This is a genomic window from Kitasatospora sp. NPDC029312, assembly GCF_055569215.1.
Window position 1 is genome coordinate 1 of the sequence record NZ_JBVHXY010000031.1, and the last position, 14007, is coordinate 14007.

The window sequence follows — 14007 nt, forward strand, 5'->3', positions numbered from 1 at the left end:
GGTAGCGCGGCACGGCGGCACTCGGGTGGGACACCACTGTCCCGAAACTCCCCCGCCGCCGGACGGCGCCGGGGCAGAGTCCTGGGAGCCCCTGCCCCGGTGGGGCCGGGGCCCGCCGGGCCGGGCCGGGACGCCCCAAGGCCCAGGACCGGATCGACGCCGCCCGCAGCCGGGTCGCCGGCAACCCCGTCGCCACCGCCCAACTGGACCGGGCGCAGGCCCTGTTGGACGGCGACGGCCCGCGCCTGCTCGCCACCGCCGCGGCCTTCGAGGCGGCGGGCTGCCCCTACCAGGCGGCGCGTACGCTCCTGCTGGCCGGCGGGGACCACGCCCGCGCCGGCCGACAGGCCCTCGCCGGTCTCGGCCTGCTGCCGGAGGCGGCCGGGTAGCCGCCGAGGGGGGTTGGTAGCCGCCGGGAGGGGCGGGCGGCGGCGCGCCCGCTCAGCGAACCGCCCGCTCCACCAGTGCGGCGATCTTCTCCGCCACCTCCGGCGTCACCTCCGTCAGGGCGAAGCCGGCCGCCCACATCGGGCCGTCGTCCAGCGTGGCCAGGTCGCTGAAGCCGAGCGTGGCGTAGCGCGCCTTGAACTTCTCCGCACTCTGGAAGAAGCAGACCACCTTGCCGTCCAGCGCGTAGGCGGGCATCCCGTACCAGAGCTTCGGTGCGAGCACCGGGGCGGCGGCCGTGACGACGGCGTGCACCCGCTCGGCCACCGGCCGGTCAGCAGCCCACGGGCGCGCCTGGCCGAGGGGGCCCGCCCGGGGTCCGGGAGCTCCTTCCGCGTGCCGGGCGCGCGCGAGGCGCCGTCAGGCGGGCCGCAGCCCGGCGAAGACCACGTCGAAGATCCGCTCCCGGGCCTCCGGGTCGGCCGTCAGCTGATCCGTCGCCGCGCCGACGCCGACGAGCAGGGCGATCAGCTCCGGCAGGCCTACCTCGGGCCGTACGGCACCGACCCGCTGCGCCCCGGCGAGGAGCCCGGACAGCTGGGCCCGCATCAGCGCGGTCGACTCCCGCAGGGAGGCGTGCACGTCCACCCCGGCCTCGGCGAGGGCGCGGGTGAACTCCTGCTTGCCCGCGGACTGTTCGACGACCAGGCGGAAGCAGGCGAAGAAGGCCTCGGCGGGTTCGGCCTCGGCGGCGAGCTGCGCGGTGCGGGCGGTGATCGTCTCCAGTCTGCGGACCATGACCGCCTCCAGCAACGCCTCCTTGGTGGGGAAGTGGCGGAAGAGGGTGCCGACCCCGACCCCGGCGGCGCGGGCGATCTCCTCGGTCGGCACGCCGACGCCGCGGTCGGCGAACACCTCGGTGGCGGCGTCGAGCAGCCTGGCGCGGTTGCGCGCGGCGTCCGCGCGCAGCGGCCGGTCCGCGGCCTCGCCCATGCCGGTCTCCCTCCTGTCCGCGGCGATCACGGACGTACCCCATGGACAACCGGAGTGGTCAGTCCGTGTCGTTCAAAGCGGAGTCGCTGGTCCGATTCCAGTGACACGATCCTTGGGGGTTGATCATGTCCGAAACTCCGTCACCGCGCGAGGTCTTCCGCGCGCTCCTGGACGGCATCACCGAGGGGCGGTTCGGCGAACTGGCCGGGCTCTACGCCGAGGACGCGGTGGTGGAGACCGTGTTCCAGCCGGTCGGCCCGCGCCGCTTCGAGGGGCGGGCCGTGCTCGCGGAGCGGTTCGAGCAGGTCGGCGCGCACTCGCCGCTGGAGCTGCGGGCGCAGAACGTGGTCGTGCGGGAGACCGACGACCCCGAGGTGATCGTCGCCGAGTTCGACTACCGGGTGCTCCACCGGGGCACCGGGCGCTCCTTCGAGATGGCCAACATCCTGGTGCTGCGGGTCCGCGACGGGCTCATCGTGCACAGCCGGGACTACCACGACCACCTGGCCCTGGCCGTGGCCGCCGGCGAGGTGCCCCGGCTGGTCGCGGCGCTGGAGGGCGAGTAGGGGCGCCTGGGGCCCGGGGGCGGCCTCAGGCGCCCCAGGCCAGGCCCTTGGCCTGCCAGTACCCGAACCCCTGGAGCGGATCGCCGTCGAGCGACCACGGCCAGGCGGTGACGGTGTCACCGATCGCGTGGAAGGTGTCGCCGGTCTCACGGACGCGGCCGGCCTGCACGAGGGCGTAGGCCAGCAGGTTGAGGTCGGCCAGGGCCGCCGCGTGGCGCAGGGCGCCCTGGCGCGGCCAGCCGGTCAGGGCCGCGTCCAGCGCGCCGGCGGCCCGGACGTGGGTCCACTGGCGGCGGGCCATCAGACCCTCGACGCCGCCCTTGGCCGTCGTCCGGGTGTACTCGTCGACCAGGGCGGTCAGCTCGACGCCCACGACCGGCGCGGCCGACGGCACCGAGGCCCGGAGCGTGTCGAGGAAGTCCAGCTGGCTGCTGCGCGAGCCGCACTCCTCCGGCGACAGGTACCGCAGCATCTGCAGGTAGGCCTCGCGGTTCCACGGGTCGCGCGCGGTCACCTCGGCCCAGACGGCGAACAGCTCACGCGAGTCGGCACGGATCAGCCGCAGCATCGAGAGCAGCACCACCCAGGGCCCGGGGTCGGCGGGCTCGGCCTCGGCGGCCCGGTAGCACTGGTCGGCGGCGGCGCGGGCGTCCTCCATCCCCCCGCCCTGCCGGCCCCGGACCAACTCGACCCAGGCGTCGAAGACCAGCGCGTCGGCGCTGCGCGGGCGGCGCCGCCGCCAGGACCGGGCGAACGTCGACTGCGCGGCGGACTCGGCGAGCACCGCGAAACGGTGCCCGCGGCGGTCCCAGTCGGTACCGGATTCCTGGAGCAGCCGCTCGACCTGGTCGATCTGGACGTCGTCCGGACCCAGCCTCCCGATGGAGCTCAATTGCCGCCGTACGCGGCCGAGTTGGACGTCGTCGAGCTCCGGCCGCAGACGCGGCCCGGAAGCACGGAGCCTTCGGAATATCGACACGCGCCGCAGCGTAGGACCCCGGAGGGAATTCCGGATAGCCCCGAGAGCCAATCGTTATTCAAAAACGAAAAAGGCCGGACGCGGCGAACTTTTTTTATGAGAAAGGTGATGCCGCATCAGCGGCGGGCGCAATGCGCGCCGGAATTCCCGCCCACCCGCTGCGCTGGGTGGCAGCGCCCGTCCGTCGGGATGCGACGGGTACGGGCGCGCGGTAGGGGTCGTCACCGGACGCGGCGGTGTTTGGTCCCCGGTGAGCCGGTTAGGCGCAGCTGCCGGGAACCGGAAGAGACCCCGAAGGTCGAGGGAGTCGGCATGCCCAACGAGGGTGACCCGCCGGCCCGGCGGTTCGCGGCCAAGTCGTTCGCCGGACTGTTCGCACTGACGGCGGTGGTGCTCGCGGTCCTCGCCGGTGTGGTCAGCGACGACACGGAGACGACCGTGTACTGCGCCGTGGCGGCGCTCCTGTTCGCGCTGCTCGCCGTCGGCACCGGCGTCGAACGGGTGACGGTACGCCGCCGGGCCCGGCGGACGGATGACCGCGCCGGCAGCTGAGAGCGGCCCGACGGTCCGGCCACGTCAGGACCCGTCTTCCCGGTCACCGGCGGCGCCGCCAGCGGCGGCCACGCGTTCCGCCGCCTTCCGTACCTGCCGCTCCGTCTCGGCGACCCGAACGGCGGCGTCGTCCCGCTCGGCCTCGCACCGGGCGAGCGCCGTCGTGGCGGCCTCGCTCCGCTGTTCCGCCTCCCGGAGTTCGGTCCGCGCCCGCTCGACGCGCTGCCCGGCCCGATCGCGTTCGGCGGCCAGCCGCTCCGCCTGGCGGGTCAGCCGGTCACGGTCGCGCAGAGCCGCCCGGCGCGCCTGCTCCGCTTCCGCCAAGGCGGCTTCAGCTCGGGCGGCTTCGGCCCGGGCGGCTTCGGCTTGAGCGCGGCGGCGCCGGGTCTCCTGTTCGGCGGCCGACCGGTCCGGTTCCTCCTCGCGTGCCCGCGGCGGCCGGGGTCGAGCCGTTCGGCCGCGCTGCTGCTTCGGCTCCGTCCTCGCGACCGCCGCGACGTCCGGCAGCGCGGGCAGGGCCGAGGTCTGCCGGACGCCGGCGGTGAGCCGGCCGCCGGCCAGGGCGGCCGCCGCCTCCTCGTCGGCGGAGGCCGCCCGCAGGCTCTCCTCGATCTCCCGCAGCTGCCCCTCGGCCGGCTCGACGCCGCCGGCGGCGGCCGCCTCGCGGGCCCGGGAGGTCAGCGCCGCGACCACCCGGTGCCGACGGGCGGACAGCTCCCGCAGGCTGGGCCCCGCCAGCTCCGCCTGCGCCCGACGAAGGTCCCGGCCCAGGTCGAGGTACGCGCCGAGCTCCGAAGGGTGATCGCGCACCAAGCGGTTGAGGGCGTACGCGGCGACGGTCGGCCGGTGCAGGGCCTTGATCCGGGAGGCGAGATCCCGCTCCCCGGCGCGCCGGGCGTCGGCCGCGGCCTGGTCCCTGGCCCGGGTGAACGCCGACGGCGCCACGCCGTAGAGGGCGTCCGCGACGGTGTCGAAATCCCCGCCCGGCCCACCCGGACCGTCTGGCCCGTCGACCTCGTCCGCCTTGTCCGCCCCGCCCGAGCGGTCCGGCGCCTGGCCGCTCACTGCGCCCGGAGCGCCGCCTCGCAGGCGCGGCACCGCCGGTCCGCCAGCGGGAGCGGGTACCAGGGGTCGCCGGGGCGCAGGGCGCGGTAGTGGGAGTGCTCCATCGCATCGGTGTCGAGACCGCACAGCGTGCGCGGCAGCGGGTCCTCGGGCGCGTCGGGGTCGGCGCCCGCGGCGTGCACCGCGAGCACCACCGGCTCCACGCCGTCCGGGCCGAGGGCCTCGTCCTGCTCCAGCTCGAACAGAACGATGATCGATGCCATGAGTCGAGGATCGGCCGGTTCCGCTCCCTCCACACGCCGGGTGGGCCTTCCGGGGGCTCGGACCGGCCGGTTTCCTCGGCCGCTCAGTGGGTGTGGTCGGGCCAGGGGATGTCGGTGGCCACGGGGGCGGTGTAGTCGACGCCCGGCACCGAGAAGCCGTACAGGCGCCGGACCTCGGCGCGGAACCAGTCGAGGTCGGCGAGGCTCCCGACGGTGGCCGTGGTGGCGGCCTCCCAGCGTTGCGCGACGGCGGCCTGGACGTCGTCGGCGAGCTCCCAGGCGTCCAGCCGGACGCGGCCCTCATCGTCCGTGACGAGCGGCGCCGCGCCGGTCAACTTATCCCCCAGCTCGGCCAGTTGACGCACCGGCGGGATCATTCGCGCACCGAGGACACCGCGCAGCAGTCCGGTGTACAGGGCGATGCCCGGGATGGCGGTGGAGGACTGGGTGACGGCGGCGCCGTTGACGGAGGTCACGGCCCGGCCGCCCACCGCCGCGGCGAGGCGCTCGTTCAGGCCGGGGCGGTGGCCTCCAGGTGCGCCTTGGCCGCGCCGTGTCAGGCGTCGACCACCAGGGTGAGCACCAGGACGGCTTCCGGCTCGGCGTGGTAGCGGTAGTGCAGGGTGCCCCGTAGGGTCTCGCCGCGAACCCCGAGCACGAGGACCACCGGCGAGCCCGGACCGCGCACCGATGATGAGTTTCCCGAGCCGCGCGGGTCTCTACGCCGGACCACGGACGGAAGGCTGGGCCATGCGGAAACTGATCTACGGCATGAACCTGACGCTGGACGGCTACATCGCCGCGGCCGGCGACGACATCGGTTGGAGCGGACCGCCGAGCAACGAATTGTTCCAGTGGTGGCTCGACCTCGAGCAGGCGAGTGGCCTGTCGCTGTACGGGCGCAAGCTGTGGGAGACCATGAGCTCCTACTGGCCGACCGGCGACCAGCAGCCCGACGCCACCCCGGCGGAGATCGAGTTCGCGCGGAACTGGCGGGACACGCCGAAGGTGGTGTTCTCCTCGACGATCGACCAGGTCGACTGGAACACCCGCCTGGTCACCGGCGACGCGATCGCCGAGATCACCCGGCTCAAGGCCGAGGACGGCGGCCCGATGAACATCGGCGGCGCAACGCTCGCCGGGGCGGCCATGCGCGCCGGGCTGATCGACGAGTACGTGATCGCCGCCCATCCGGTCCTGGTGGGCGGCGGCACGCCGTTCTTCACCGCGCTGGACAACTGGGTGAACCTGAAGCTGGTGGAGACGCGGACGTTCCCCGGCGGCGTGGTCCTGACCAGGTACGAGACGAGGCGCTGAGCAGCTTCCCGCTGTCTCACGGCCTGAACGGGGCCTCCTCTCACCGTCGTGGCATCGTGGCATGTCCTCAGGGCCGTACCCCACCCTCGACGACGAACCGCAGACTCCCTTCGGCGGGGTGCGGAACAGCGGCTGCGGCAAGTCCGGCGGACGGGCTTGAGGAATTCACCGAACAGCGGTGGATCACCGTCGAAGGCCCGCAGGCCCCGCGTCACCCCATCACCGAATGAGCCCGTGCCACCGCCGGACAGACGGGACCCAGCGGCCGGTTCCGCCACTCCGCCATCCGCTCGATGACCTGCCCGGTGATCTTCACCGGTTCGGCTGAGGAAGCACGGACTTCCCGGGCTCTGTCACCCGAGTGCCGGGCCGTACTGGCAGCAGCCCCGGACGGCCCGCACCGTGGTGGGAGGGCGATGACCGACAGGACGGTACAGATGGACGCGAACGACTCGGTACCCCGCGTCGTGGTCGGCGTGGACGGCTCGCCGGCGTCACACGCCGCGCTGCGCTGGGCGGCCCAGCACGCCGCACTGATCGGCGGCGTGGTGGAGGCGGTGGGCGCGTGGGAGCCACCGAGCCACCTCGGCTGGTCGGCACCCGTGGTCGACCACACCCTCGACCGGGAACTGGCCGAACGCCGGTTCGCCGATGGCCTCCGGGCCGTGCTCGACGGCGAGCAGCCCGTCGAGATCCGGCGGGCGATGGTGATGGGCGATCCCTCCGACGTCCTGCTGGACGCGGCCCGGGGCGCCGAGGTGCTGGTGGTCGGCGGCTACGGCCGCAGCGGCTTCACCCGGGCGCTGCTCGGTTCGGTGAGCACGCGCTGCGCGCAGCACGCCGGCTGCCCGGTGGTCATCGTCCGGGCGCAGCCGCAGGACTGAGGCCCCGGCTGTCGGGGCTGCTCACGGCCTGGCCTCCTCGTCCGCGTCCCGGCCCCGGAGCGCCGGTCCTTCCTCCCGGGGCAGCTCACGGACCGGGAGCCCGGCGGTGTCGCGGCCGCGCCCAGCGCAGGCGCACAGCACGGCGAAGGCGACGGCGAGTGCCAGTGCCCAGCCCCCGGTGAACGCCCAGAAGAACACGGGCTCGGCGGAGGTCCGCAGGCCGGTCGCCAACAGGGCCAGGGACAGCACGATCAGCGCGAGCACGGTGCGCGGCCGCAGCCCGCTGGTCACGTCCCAGGCCCGGCCGCGCAGCCACAGGCAGAAGCGGCGGAGCACGGTGTCCGGCCGGTGGCCGCTCCGCCGGTCGTCCGTGGTGCTGAGCGGCGGTATCGGCTCCTGCCGGTCCATCCTGGTCGCCTCCTCGCGCGGCCGTCTTCATGATCCGGCGGGGCGGCTTCCCCGAAAAGAGGTTTCCTAACGCAACGGGGCGGCGGCGGGGCCGGCGGCTGCCGTTGCGGGGAGGGCGCGGGCGGCGCAGCATCCTGACCATGGTCATGAGCGACGAGAAGCAGATCGAGGACCTCATCCGGAGCTGGGTCGCGGCCGTGCACGCGGGCGATCTGGAGGGGGTCGTCGCCGACCACACCGCGGACATCGTCATGTTCGACGTACCGCCGCCGTACGAGGGCGTCCTCGGCATCGACGCGTACCGGGCCGCTTGGCCGCCGTTCTTCGAGTGGCAGGCGCAGGGCGCCTCCTTCGAGCTGGAGTCGCTCCGGGTCACCGCGGGGGCGGACGTGGCCTTCGCCCACGCCCTGCTGCGCTGCGGCACCCGGCAGGACCTCGCCGAGCGACCGGCTCAACGGCTGCGGCTCACCGTCGGGCTCCGGAAGGAGGACGGGCGGTGGCTGGTGGCCCACGAGCACCACTCCTTCCCGCTGCCCGGCAACGCGAGGTGAGCTGGTCGGCCGAGCCACACACGGAAGGCCCGTCGGCGGTCGGTCGGACCGGCCGTCACGCGAAGCGGGCCGGCCACCGAGGTGGCCGGACCGCTTCGCGCTCTCGGGAGGCGGGTTCAGTGCCCGAAGAGGTGTCGGCCGCGCCGCCGTCCCGCCTCGCCTCGGACGTCGCCGGCCCGGCCGCCCTGTTCGGCCGCACGCTCCTCCGGCATCACGGGAGCCCGCCGTCCCCCGTCGTCGCCGTACACCGGCCGGTCGGCGGGCTCCACCGGGCGGGCACCGCGGTACGTGTGCCGTCCCGTCCCGCGGGCGTAGCGCCGGGACGACCACATCAGCGCGAGGCCCAGGCACAACAGCAGGGCGAGGGCGACCCCGGACAGGAAGATCCCGAGGCTGTCGAGCTTCACGAGGTCGTTGCCGAGGATCGTCACCTGGTACTCCGGCCCGCCGGAGAGGTTGTCGGCGATCAGGAGCCCGACGAAGGCGCCGGACGCCGCCATCAACAGAAGTCCTAGCAGCAACATGGGGAGTTCCCTTCGGTCCTGTTCTCGGCCCCCGGTTACCGGGCGGCGCCTACCCGGAGGGCGCCGCCCGTAACGTCCGGACCGGGCGGACCGGGCGGAGCGCCAGGCCCGGACGGACCATGGAGGGAGAGAACCCCTGTCGGACTGTTTGGCCCGGTCTGTCCGGTGCATACGCCGTAAGAGGTCCTGGACCGCTTCGAACCGGGCGAGACGATCATGAACGAGCACGAACCCACCACAACCGGCCCTTCGCGGCCGCCGTCCGGACCGTCGATGCTGCTCCACCCGGTGGACGCGGTGACCGCCACCGTCCACCGGGTGCCGGGCGCCGACGCCGTCGGCAGCGCCGTCAACGGCATGTTGGACACCGTCGGTCTGGTGTCGCCCCGGGCACGCCGCATCGCCGCCTACGCCGGCGCCGGGCTGCTCGGCGCGTTGGGCGCCGTCGAGTGGCCGGTGGCAGCGGCCGGCGCGGCGGCCGTCTGGCTGACCCAGCCGCGGCCCGCGGGCGCCGAGGAGCCCGCAGCAGCCCCGGCCGGGCCGAGCCCGCGGAAGCCGGCCTCCACCGGCCAGGGCCGGACGACGGCCAAGAGCCGTCCGACCAAGGCGTCGGGGCCGGCCGCCGCCACGCGCTCCGGCCGCTCGGCCGCCCGTGGCACGACCGGCCGGGCGGCCCAGCGCCGCACCGGCTCGGTGTCCTGAACGGCGGGCCGCCGGATGCTTCCGCGTCTGCTGACCAGACTGTCCGCGACCGGCGCCGGGCTGGCGCTCGCGGTGCCGACGGCGGTCGCCCGCCGCGCCGTCCCGGTCGCCCGGACCGCCGCGCAGGCGGCGTCCGAGGCGGCCGGGGTCGGGGTGCGCACCGGCGCGCACGGCGCCGCGGAGGCGATCGCCACGGCGCGGCGGGTCGGCCGGGTGGCCGTGAACGCCGCCGAGGCCGGCCGGGGGTACTGGCGGGCCGGCTCCCGGCTGCAGCTGCCGCTGCGCCCCGGGCCGGGTGCGGGCCGCCGGGCGCGGAACGTGGAGGCCGCCGCCCGCAAGGTGGCCGTGGGACTGGCCCGACGGCCGGACGTGGTCGCCGCCTATTGGGACGGCGGCCTGGCCCGGCTGGTCGTGCAGCTGACCGAGGACGCCGTCACCGACCGCGTGGTGGGCCGGGCCGCCGAACTCGCCGCCCAGGAGCGGCTGGAGGCGGCCGACGAGGAGGCCGACGAGGACGTTCTGGAGGCGGCCCACCCGGACCGCATCCGCGGTGTCCGCACCCAGGCGTTCGGTCTCGCCTGCGACGCCGTGGGCCTCGCCACCGCCGTCGGAGCGCGGACGATCCACCTGCGGAGCGCCCCCCGGCTGGTCACCGCGGGCGCGGGCCTGCTCACCGAGGATCCGGACGTCCGCCGGGAGCTGCGGCGCCGTCTCGGAAGCACCACCACCGACCTGGTGCTGGCGGCCGCGGGCGCCGCCGCCCACGGCATCGGGCGGTCCCCCACCGCGCTGGTCCTGGACGCGGTGCTCCGCACCGGCCGTCTGCTGGAGGCGGTCGGCGCCGCGGCCGCCTTCGACAACGCCCATGACACCGTCTGCGCGGCGGGCCGGGTCAGCGTGGCGCCCGACCGGAGCGCCCGACCGCCGCTGCGCCCGCTGCCCGCCGAGGAGTACGCCGACCAGGCAGTGGTCGGCACTCTGCTCGGCGCCGCCTCGACCGCGCTGATCGCCCGTGACCTCACGGAGGCCGCCGAGGCCCTGGTCGCCGGGAACCCGAAGGCCGCCCGGTACGGGCCGGACGCCTTCACCGCCGCGCTCGGCACCGAACTCGCCCGCGAGGGCGTGCTGGTCCGCGACCCGGACCGGCTGCGGCGCCTTGAACTCGTCGACACCGTCGTCCTGCACCCGGACGCCCTGCGCGGCAGCACGCGGACGGTCCTTCACGTCCACCCCAACGCTCCCGACTGGGACCACGACCGGCTGTGGCTGGCGGCTTCCGCCGCCCTCGGCACCGCGGAGACCGACACCGAGGGCGAGACGGATACCGACGCCGAGGCCGGAACTGGTACCGACCTTCCGCCGGTCCGCCTGCGCCCCGTTCCCGACCAGCGCGGTTCCGACACCGGGCTGATGATCGCCACCGCCGACGGAGTCGACGTGGGCACCGTCCTGATAGCCCGTGAGATCGACCCGCGCGCCGAGGCCGCCCTGGACGCGGCCCGCCGCGCCGGGCTCCACGTCGTCCTCGCCGACGACGGAACGCTCGGCGACTTCGGCGCTCTGGCCGACCAACTCGTGGGTGCGGAAAGGCCGTTGGCCGAGGTCATCGCCGAACTCCAGCGGGCCGGCCGAGTGGTGCTCACCGTCGCCCATGTCCCCGCCGCCGGCGGCCGGGCGCCCTCTGAGGCCGCCGGCGAGGTCCTCGCCGCCCTGCTCCGCGGCGACCTCGCCGTCGCCGTCACCGATGACGCCGGCGCGGTGGTGTGGGGAGCGGACCTGCTGGCCCTGCACGGGTTGGACGCGGTGTGGCGGCTGCTGGCGGCGATCCCCGCCGCCCGGACGGTGGCCCGGCACTCGACCACGCTCGCCGAGGCCGGCACCGCCCTGTCCGGCCTGCTGGTCCTCACCCGCGGCAGGCGGGCGCACGGCACCTTCCCCATCGCGGCCCGCCTCTCCCCCGTCAACCTCGCGACGGCCGCCGCCCTGTTCTCCGGCTGGCGCGCCGCACTGCGGGTCTCCACCCGGGGCGCCCCGCACCCGCCGCCGCGGATCGCCTGGCACGCGCTGCCGCCGCGCGAGGCGCTGGCCCGGCTGAGAGCCGTCGGGGCCCGGCCCGCCCCTGCCGCACTGCGCACGGCGGGGGACGCCCTGCGCCGGACGGCCCGGCACCCGGTGTTGGCCCCGGCCCGGCAGGCCGTCCACCTGGCCGGGGCGGTGCGCGCCGAACTGGACGACCCGCTCACGCCGATCCTGCTCGTCGGGGCGACGGCGTCCGCCCTGCTGGGCTCGCCCGTGGACGCCCTGCTGGTGGCCGGAGCCATGACCATGAACGCGCTGGTCGGCGGGGTGCAGCGGCTCAGGGCCGAAAACGCCATCTCCGCCCTGGAGCTGGCGCAGCGTCAGGTCGCGCACGTGGTCCAGGACGGACGGACCGGCACGGTGGACGCCGCCCGACTGAGGCCCGGTCAGCTGATCGAGCTGACCACCGGTGAGGTGGTGCCCGCCGACGCCCGGTTGCTCGACGTCGACGACCTGGAGGTCGACGAGTCCGCGCTGACCGGCGAGTCGCTTCCGGTCACCAAGCAGGTGGACGCCACCCCCGAGGCTCCGGTCGCCGACCGGCGGTGCATGGTGTTCGAGGGCACCACCGTGGTGGCCGGGCAGGCCCGGGCCGTCGTGGTGGGAACCGGCCGGGACACCGAGGCCGGCCGCGCCGCCCACCTCGCCGCCCGGACGCCCCCGCCCGGCGGCGTTCAGGCCCGGCTGCGTCAACTGACCGATCGCAACCTGCCGTTCACCCTGTTCGGCGGCGCGGCCGTCGCGGCGCTCGCCCTGCTCCGGGGCCGCCCGGTCCGCGAGGCCGTCCAGGGCGGGCTCGCGGTTGCGGTGGCCGCCGTGCCGGAGGGGCTGCCGCTGGTGGCGACCGTCGCCCAGCTCTCGGCCGCCCGCCGGCTCAGCCGGCACGGGCTGCTGGTGCGCACCCCGCGGGTGCTGGAGGCGCTGGGCCGGATGGACACCGTCTGCTTCGACAAGACCGGCACCCTGACCGAGAACCGCCTGCGGGTCAGCCGGATCGGCACGGCGGACGGCCGCCTCCACCCGAGCGACGCGCCCGAGGCCGAAGCCGTCCTGCGGATGGCCGCCCGGGCCTGCCCGCCGCCCGACGACGGACTGGTCGCCCACGCCCACTCCACCGACGAGGCGGTCCTCGCCGCCGCCCCCGAACCGGCCTGGACCGCCGCCCAGAGCCTGCCGTTCGAGGCCAGTCGCGGCTACGCCGGTGCCACCGGTACGGACCGGGACGGCCGCCGGCTGCTGGTGGTCAAGGGCGCGCCGGAGGTCGTCCTGCCGGCCTGCACCGACGCCGGGGACGGGATGAGCGCGACGGTCACCGCCCTCGCCGACGAGGGCCTGCGGGTGCTCACCGTCGCCGCCCGGGACTGGGACGGCGACGACCAGGCGCTCGACCTGCCGCTGGGACAGCTGCGCCTGGTCGGCTTCGTCGCGCTCGCCGACACCCCGCGCGCGGGCTCGGCGGCCCTGATCGACGGCCTGCGGCGGGCGCAGGTGCGGCCCGTCATGCTCACCGGCGACCACCCGGCCACCGCCCGGGCCGTTGCCGTCTCCCTGGGCTGGCCCGAGGACGTGGAGCTGGTCACCGGTGAGGACCTGGCCGCCCTGGACCGGGCCGGACGGGCCCGGCGGCTGCGTGACTGCGGCGTGGTCGCGCGCGTCGCCCCCGAACAGAAGCTGCAGGTCGTCGAGGCGCTGAGGGAGGCGGGCCGGGTGGTGGCGATGGTCGGCGACGGCGCGAACGACGCGGCCGCGATCCGCGCCGCCGACATCGGCGTCGGCGTCGCCGCCCGCGGCTCGGCGGCCGCGCGCAACGCGGCCGACCTGGTCATCACGGGCGACGAGCTGACGGCCCTGACCGACGCCGTCGCCGAGGGGCGCGCGCTGTGGCGCAGCGTGGCGGACGCGATCAGCATCCTGATCGGCGGCAACGCCGGTGAGATCGGCTTCTCGGTGCTCGGCACGCTGCTGTCCGGCAGCGCGCCGATGTCGACCCGGCAGATCCTGCTGGTCAACCTGCTCACCGACATGTTCCCGGCGATGGCGATGGCGGCCACCCCGCGCGACACCGACAGCCCGGCCGCTCGCAACGGCCAGGGCAGCCAGGGCAGCTCGGACAGCCCGGACGGCCCGGACGGCCGGGAGGCTCCCGGCACCCCGTCCGACGACACCGTCCCGTCGGCGTCCGAGGGCATCTCGGCGCTCGGTGAGCCGCTGAGCCGGCAGATCCGCCAGCGCGGCATGGTCACCGCGCTCGGCGGGGCCACCGCCTGGCTGATCGGCACCGTCACCCCCGGCTCGGCGCGGCGCACGAGCACCATGGCCCTGTGCGGCGTGGTCGGCGCCCAGCTCGTCCAGACGCTCAGCGACCGGCGGAGCAGTGGGCTGGTCGTGGTGACCGTCCTCGGTTCCGCGGCGGCGCTCGCGGTGCTCGTCCAGACCCCCGGTGTCAGCCGGTTCTTCGGCTGCACCCCGCTGGGGCCGGTCGGCTGGGCGGGTGTCGCGGCCGCCGTCGGCGTGGCCGCCGTGGCGCCGCGCCATGTCCCCGCCGTGGAGCGGCTGTTGGTCCGCGCCGCGGCACACGGGGCGGCCGCCGTGCGGCACCGTCGGAGCGGGTGACCGCGGGCAGCCCACCCGGCCGCGCGACGGCAGCGCGCCCGGGGGCCTTGCTCCGATGGGGTTGCTCCGCCCTCGCACGGAGGGAGGATCGCGTGGACCTGCACGCCCGTGACGGGCGTTTCGC

General features: G+C 75.8%; 15 protein-coding genes and 2 pseudogenes. 8 read left to right on the top strand and 9 right to left on the bottom strand.

Features of this window, described 5'->3' with window-relative positions:
- The first annotated feature begins 224 nt into the window (after positions 1-224).
- The gene (locus ACZ4WV_RS23880) at positions 225-389 is read left to right on the top strand and encodes a hypothetical protein (protein ID WP_465749906.1); all 165 of its coding nucleotides are present in this window, start codon (positions 225-227) and stop codon (positions 387-389) included.
- Between the two features lie 52 nt (positions 390-441).
- Here the strand turns inward: ACZ4WV_RS23880 and ACZ4WV_RS23885 are convergent.
- A pseudogene (locus tag ACZ4WV_RS23885) lies at positions 442-726 on the bottom strand (iron chaperone); the annotation flags it as partial.
- Positions 727-807: 81 nt separating this feature from the next.
- Complete coding sequence (locus tag ACZ4WV_RS23890; protein ID WP_465749908.1) at positions 808-1380, bottom strand: TetR/AcrR family transcriptional regulator; 573 nt, start codon at positions 1378-1380, stop codon at positions 808-810.
- 125 nt (positions 1381-1505) lie between these two features.
- Between ACZ4WV_RS23890 and ACZ4WV_RS23895 the strand changes: the two genes are divergently transcribed.
- On the top strand, positions 1506-1946 hold the full coding sequence (locus ACZ4WV_RS23895) for a nuclear transport factor 2 family protein (protein ID WP_465749910.1): 441 nt from the start codon (positions 1506-1508) through the stop codon (positions 1944-1946).
- Positions 1947-1971: 25 nt separating this feature from the next.
- Here the strand turns inward: ACZ4WV_RS23895 and ACZ4WV_RS23900 are convergent, their stop codons facing one another.
- Positions 1972-2925, bottom strand: coding sequence for a hypothetical protein (locus ACZ4WV_RS23900; protein WP_465749912.1), 954 nt, complete (start codon positions 2923-2925; stop codon positions 1972-1974).
- A gap of 312 nt (positions 2926-3237) precedes the next feature.
- Here ACZ4WV_RS23900 and ACZ4WV_RS23905 point away from each other — a divergent pair, with 312 nt between their 5' ends.
- Entirely contained in the window at positions 3238-3477 is a 240-nt protein-coding gene (locus ACZ4WV_RS23905) for a hypothetical protein (protein ID WP_465749914.1), read from the top strand.
- A gap of 24 nt (positions 3478-3501) precedes the next feature.
- Here the strand turns inward: ACZ4WV_RS23905 and ACZ4WV_RS23910 are convergent, their stop codons facing one another.
- The 4 genes and pseudogenes from ACZ4WV_RS23910 to ACZ4WV_RS23925 all read right to left on the bottom strand — a co-directional run bounded on the left by ACZ4WV_RS23910 (position 3502) and on the right by ACZ4WV_RS23925 (position 5493).
- Positions 3502-4542, bottom strand: coding sequence for a hypothetical protein (locus ACZ4WV_RS23910; RefSeq protein ID WP_465749916.1), 1041 nt, complete (start codon positions 4540-4542; stop codon positions 3502-3504).
- On the bottom strand, positions 4539-4805 hold the full coding sequence (locus tag ACZ4WV_RS23915) for a hypothetical protein (RefSeq protein ID WP_465749918.1): 267 nt from the start codon (positions 4803-4805) through the stop codon (positions 4539-4541). The genes ACZ4WV_RS23910 and ACZ4WV_RS23915 overlap by 4 nt, the downstream gene beginning before the upstream one ends.
- Before the next feature lie 83 nt (positions 4806-4888).
- Positions 4889-5358, bottom strand: a pseudogene (locus tag ACZ4WV_RS23920) (enoyl-[acyl-carrier-protein] reductase FabV); the annotation flags it as partial.
- Between the two features lie 3 nt (positions 5359-5361).
- A complete protein-coding gene (locus ACZ4WV_RS23925) occupies positions 5362-5493 on the bottom strand; it encodes a hypothetical protein (RefSeq protein WP_465749920.1) in 132 nt (43 codons plus the stop codon).
- A gap of 62 nt (positions 5494-5555) precedes the next feature.
- Between ACZ4WV_RS23925 and ACZ4WV_RS23930 the strand changes: the two genes are divergently transcribed.
- Both ACZ4WV_RS23930 and ACZ4WV_RS23935 read left to right on the top strand, forming a co-directional pair.
- Positions 5556-6122, top strand: coding sequence for a dihydrofolate reductase family protein (locus tag ACZ4WV_RS23930; protein ID WP_465749922.1), 567 nt, complete (start codon positions 5556-5558; stop codon positions 6120-6122).
- Positions 6123-6538: 416 nt separating this feature from the next.
- Positions 6539-7006 carry a universal stress protein gene (locus tag ACZ4WV_RS23935; protein WP_465749924.1) on the top strand — a complete coding sequence of 156 codons (468 nt, stop codon included), beginning with the start codon at positions 6539-6541 and terminating at the stop codon, positions 7004-7006.
- A 21-nt stretch (positions 7007-7027) separates the two neighbouring features.
- On the opposite strand, the gene ACZ4WV_RS23940 is transcribed toward ACZ4WV_RS23935, so the two are convergent.
- The gene (locus tag ACZ4WV_RS23940; RefSeq protein WP_465749926.1) at positions 7028-7414 is read right to left on the bottom strand and encodes a hypothetical protein; all 387 of its coding nucleotides are present in this window, start codon (positions 7412-7414) and stop codon (positions 7028-7030) included.
- Between the two features lie 146 nt (positions 7415-7560).
- Here ACZ4WV_RS23940 and ACZ4WV_RS23945 point away from each other — a divergent pair, with 146 nt between their 5' ends.
- The gene (locus ACZ4WV_RS23945) at positions 7561-7965 is read left to right on the top strand and encodes a YybH family protein (RefSeq protein ID WP_465749928.1); all 405 of its coding nucleotides are present in this window, start codon (positions 7561-7563) and stop codon (positions 7963-7965) included.
- Positions 7966-8081: 116 nt separating this feature from the next.
- Here the strand turns inward: ACZ4WV_RS23945 and ACZ4WV_RS23950 are convergent, their stop codons facing one another.
- Positions 8082-8465: a hypothetical protein gene (locus tag ACZ4WV_RS23950; RefSeq protein WP_465749930.1), complete on the bottom strand. Its 384-nt coding sequence runs from the start codon at positions 8463-8465 to the stop codon at positions 8082-8084.
- 240 nt (positions 8466-8705) lie between these two features.
- Between ACZ4WV_RS23950 and ACZ4WV_RS23955 the strand changes: the two genes are divergently transcribed.
- Positions 8706-9191, top strand: coding sequence for a hypothetical protein (locus ACZ4WV_RS23955; RefSeq protein WP_465749932.1), 486 nt, complete (start codon positions 8706-8708; stop codon positions 9189-9191).
- A 15-nt stretch (positions 9192-9206) separates the two neighbouring features.
- Positions 9207-13883, top strand: a complete 4677-nt coding sequence (locus tag ACZ4WV_RS23960) for an HAD-IC family P-type ATPase (protein ID WP_465749934.1) — start codon at positions 9207-9209, stop codon at positions 13881-13883.
- The last annotated feature ends 124 nt before the right edge of the window (positions 13884-14007 follow it).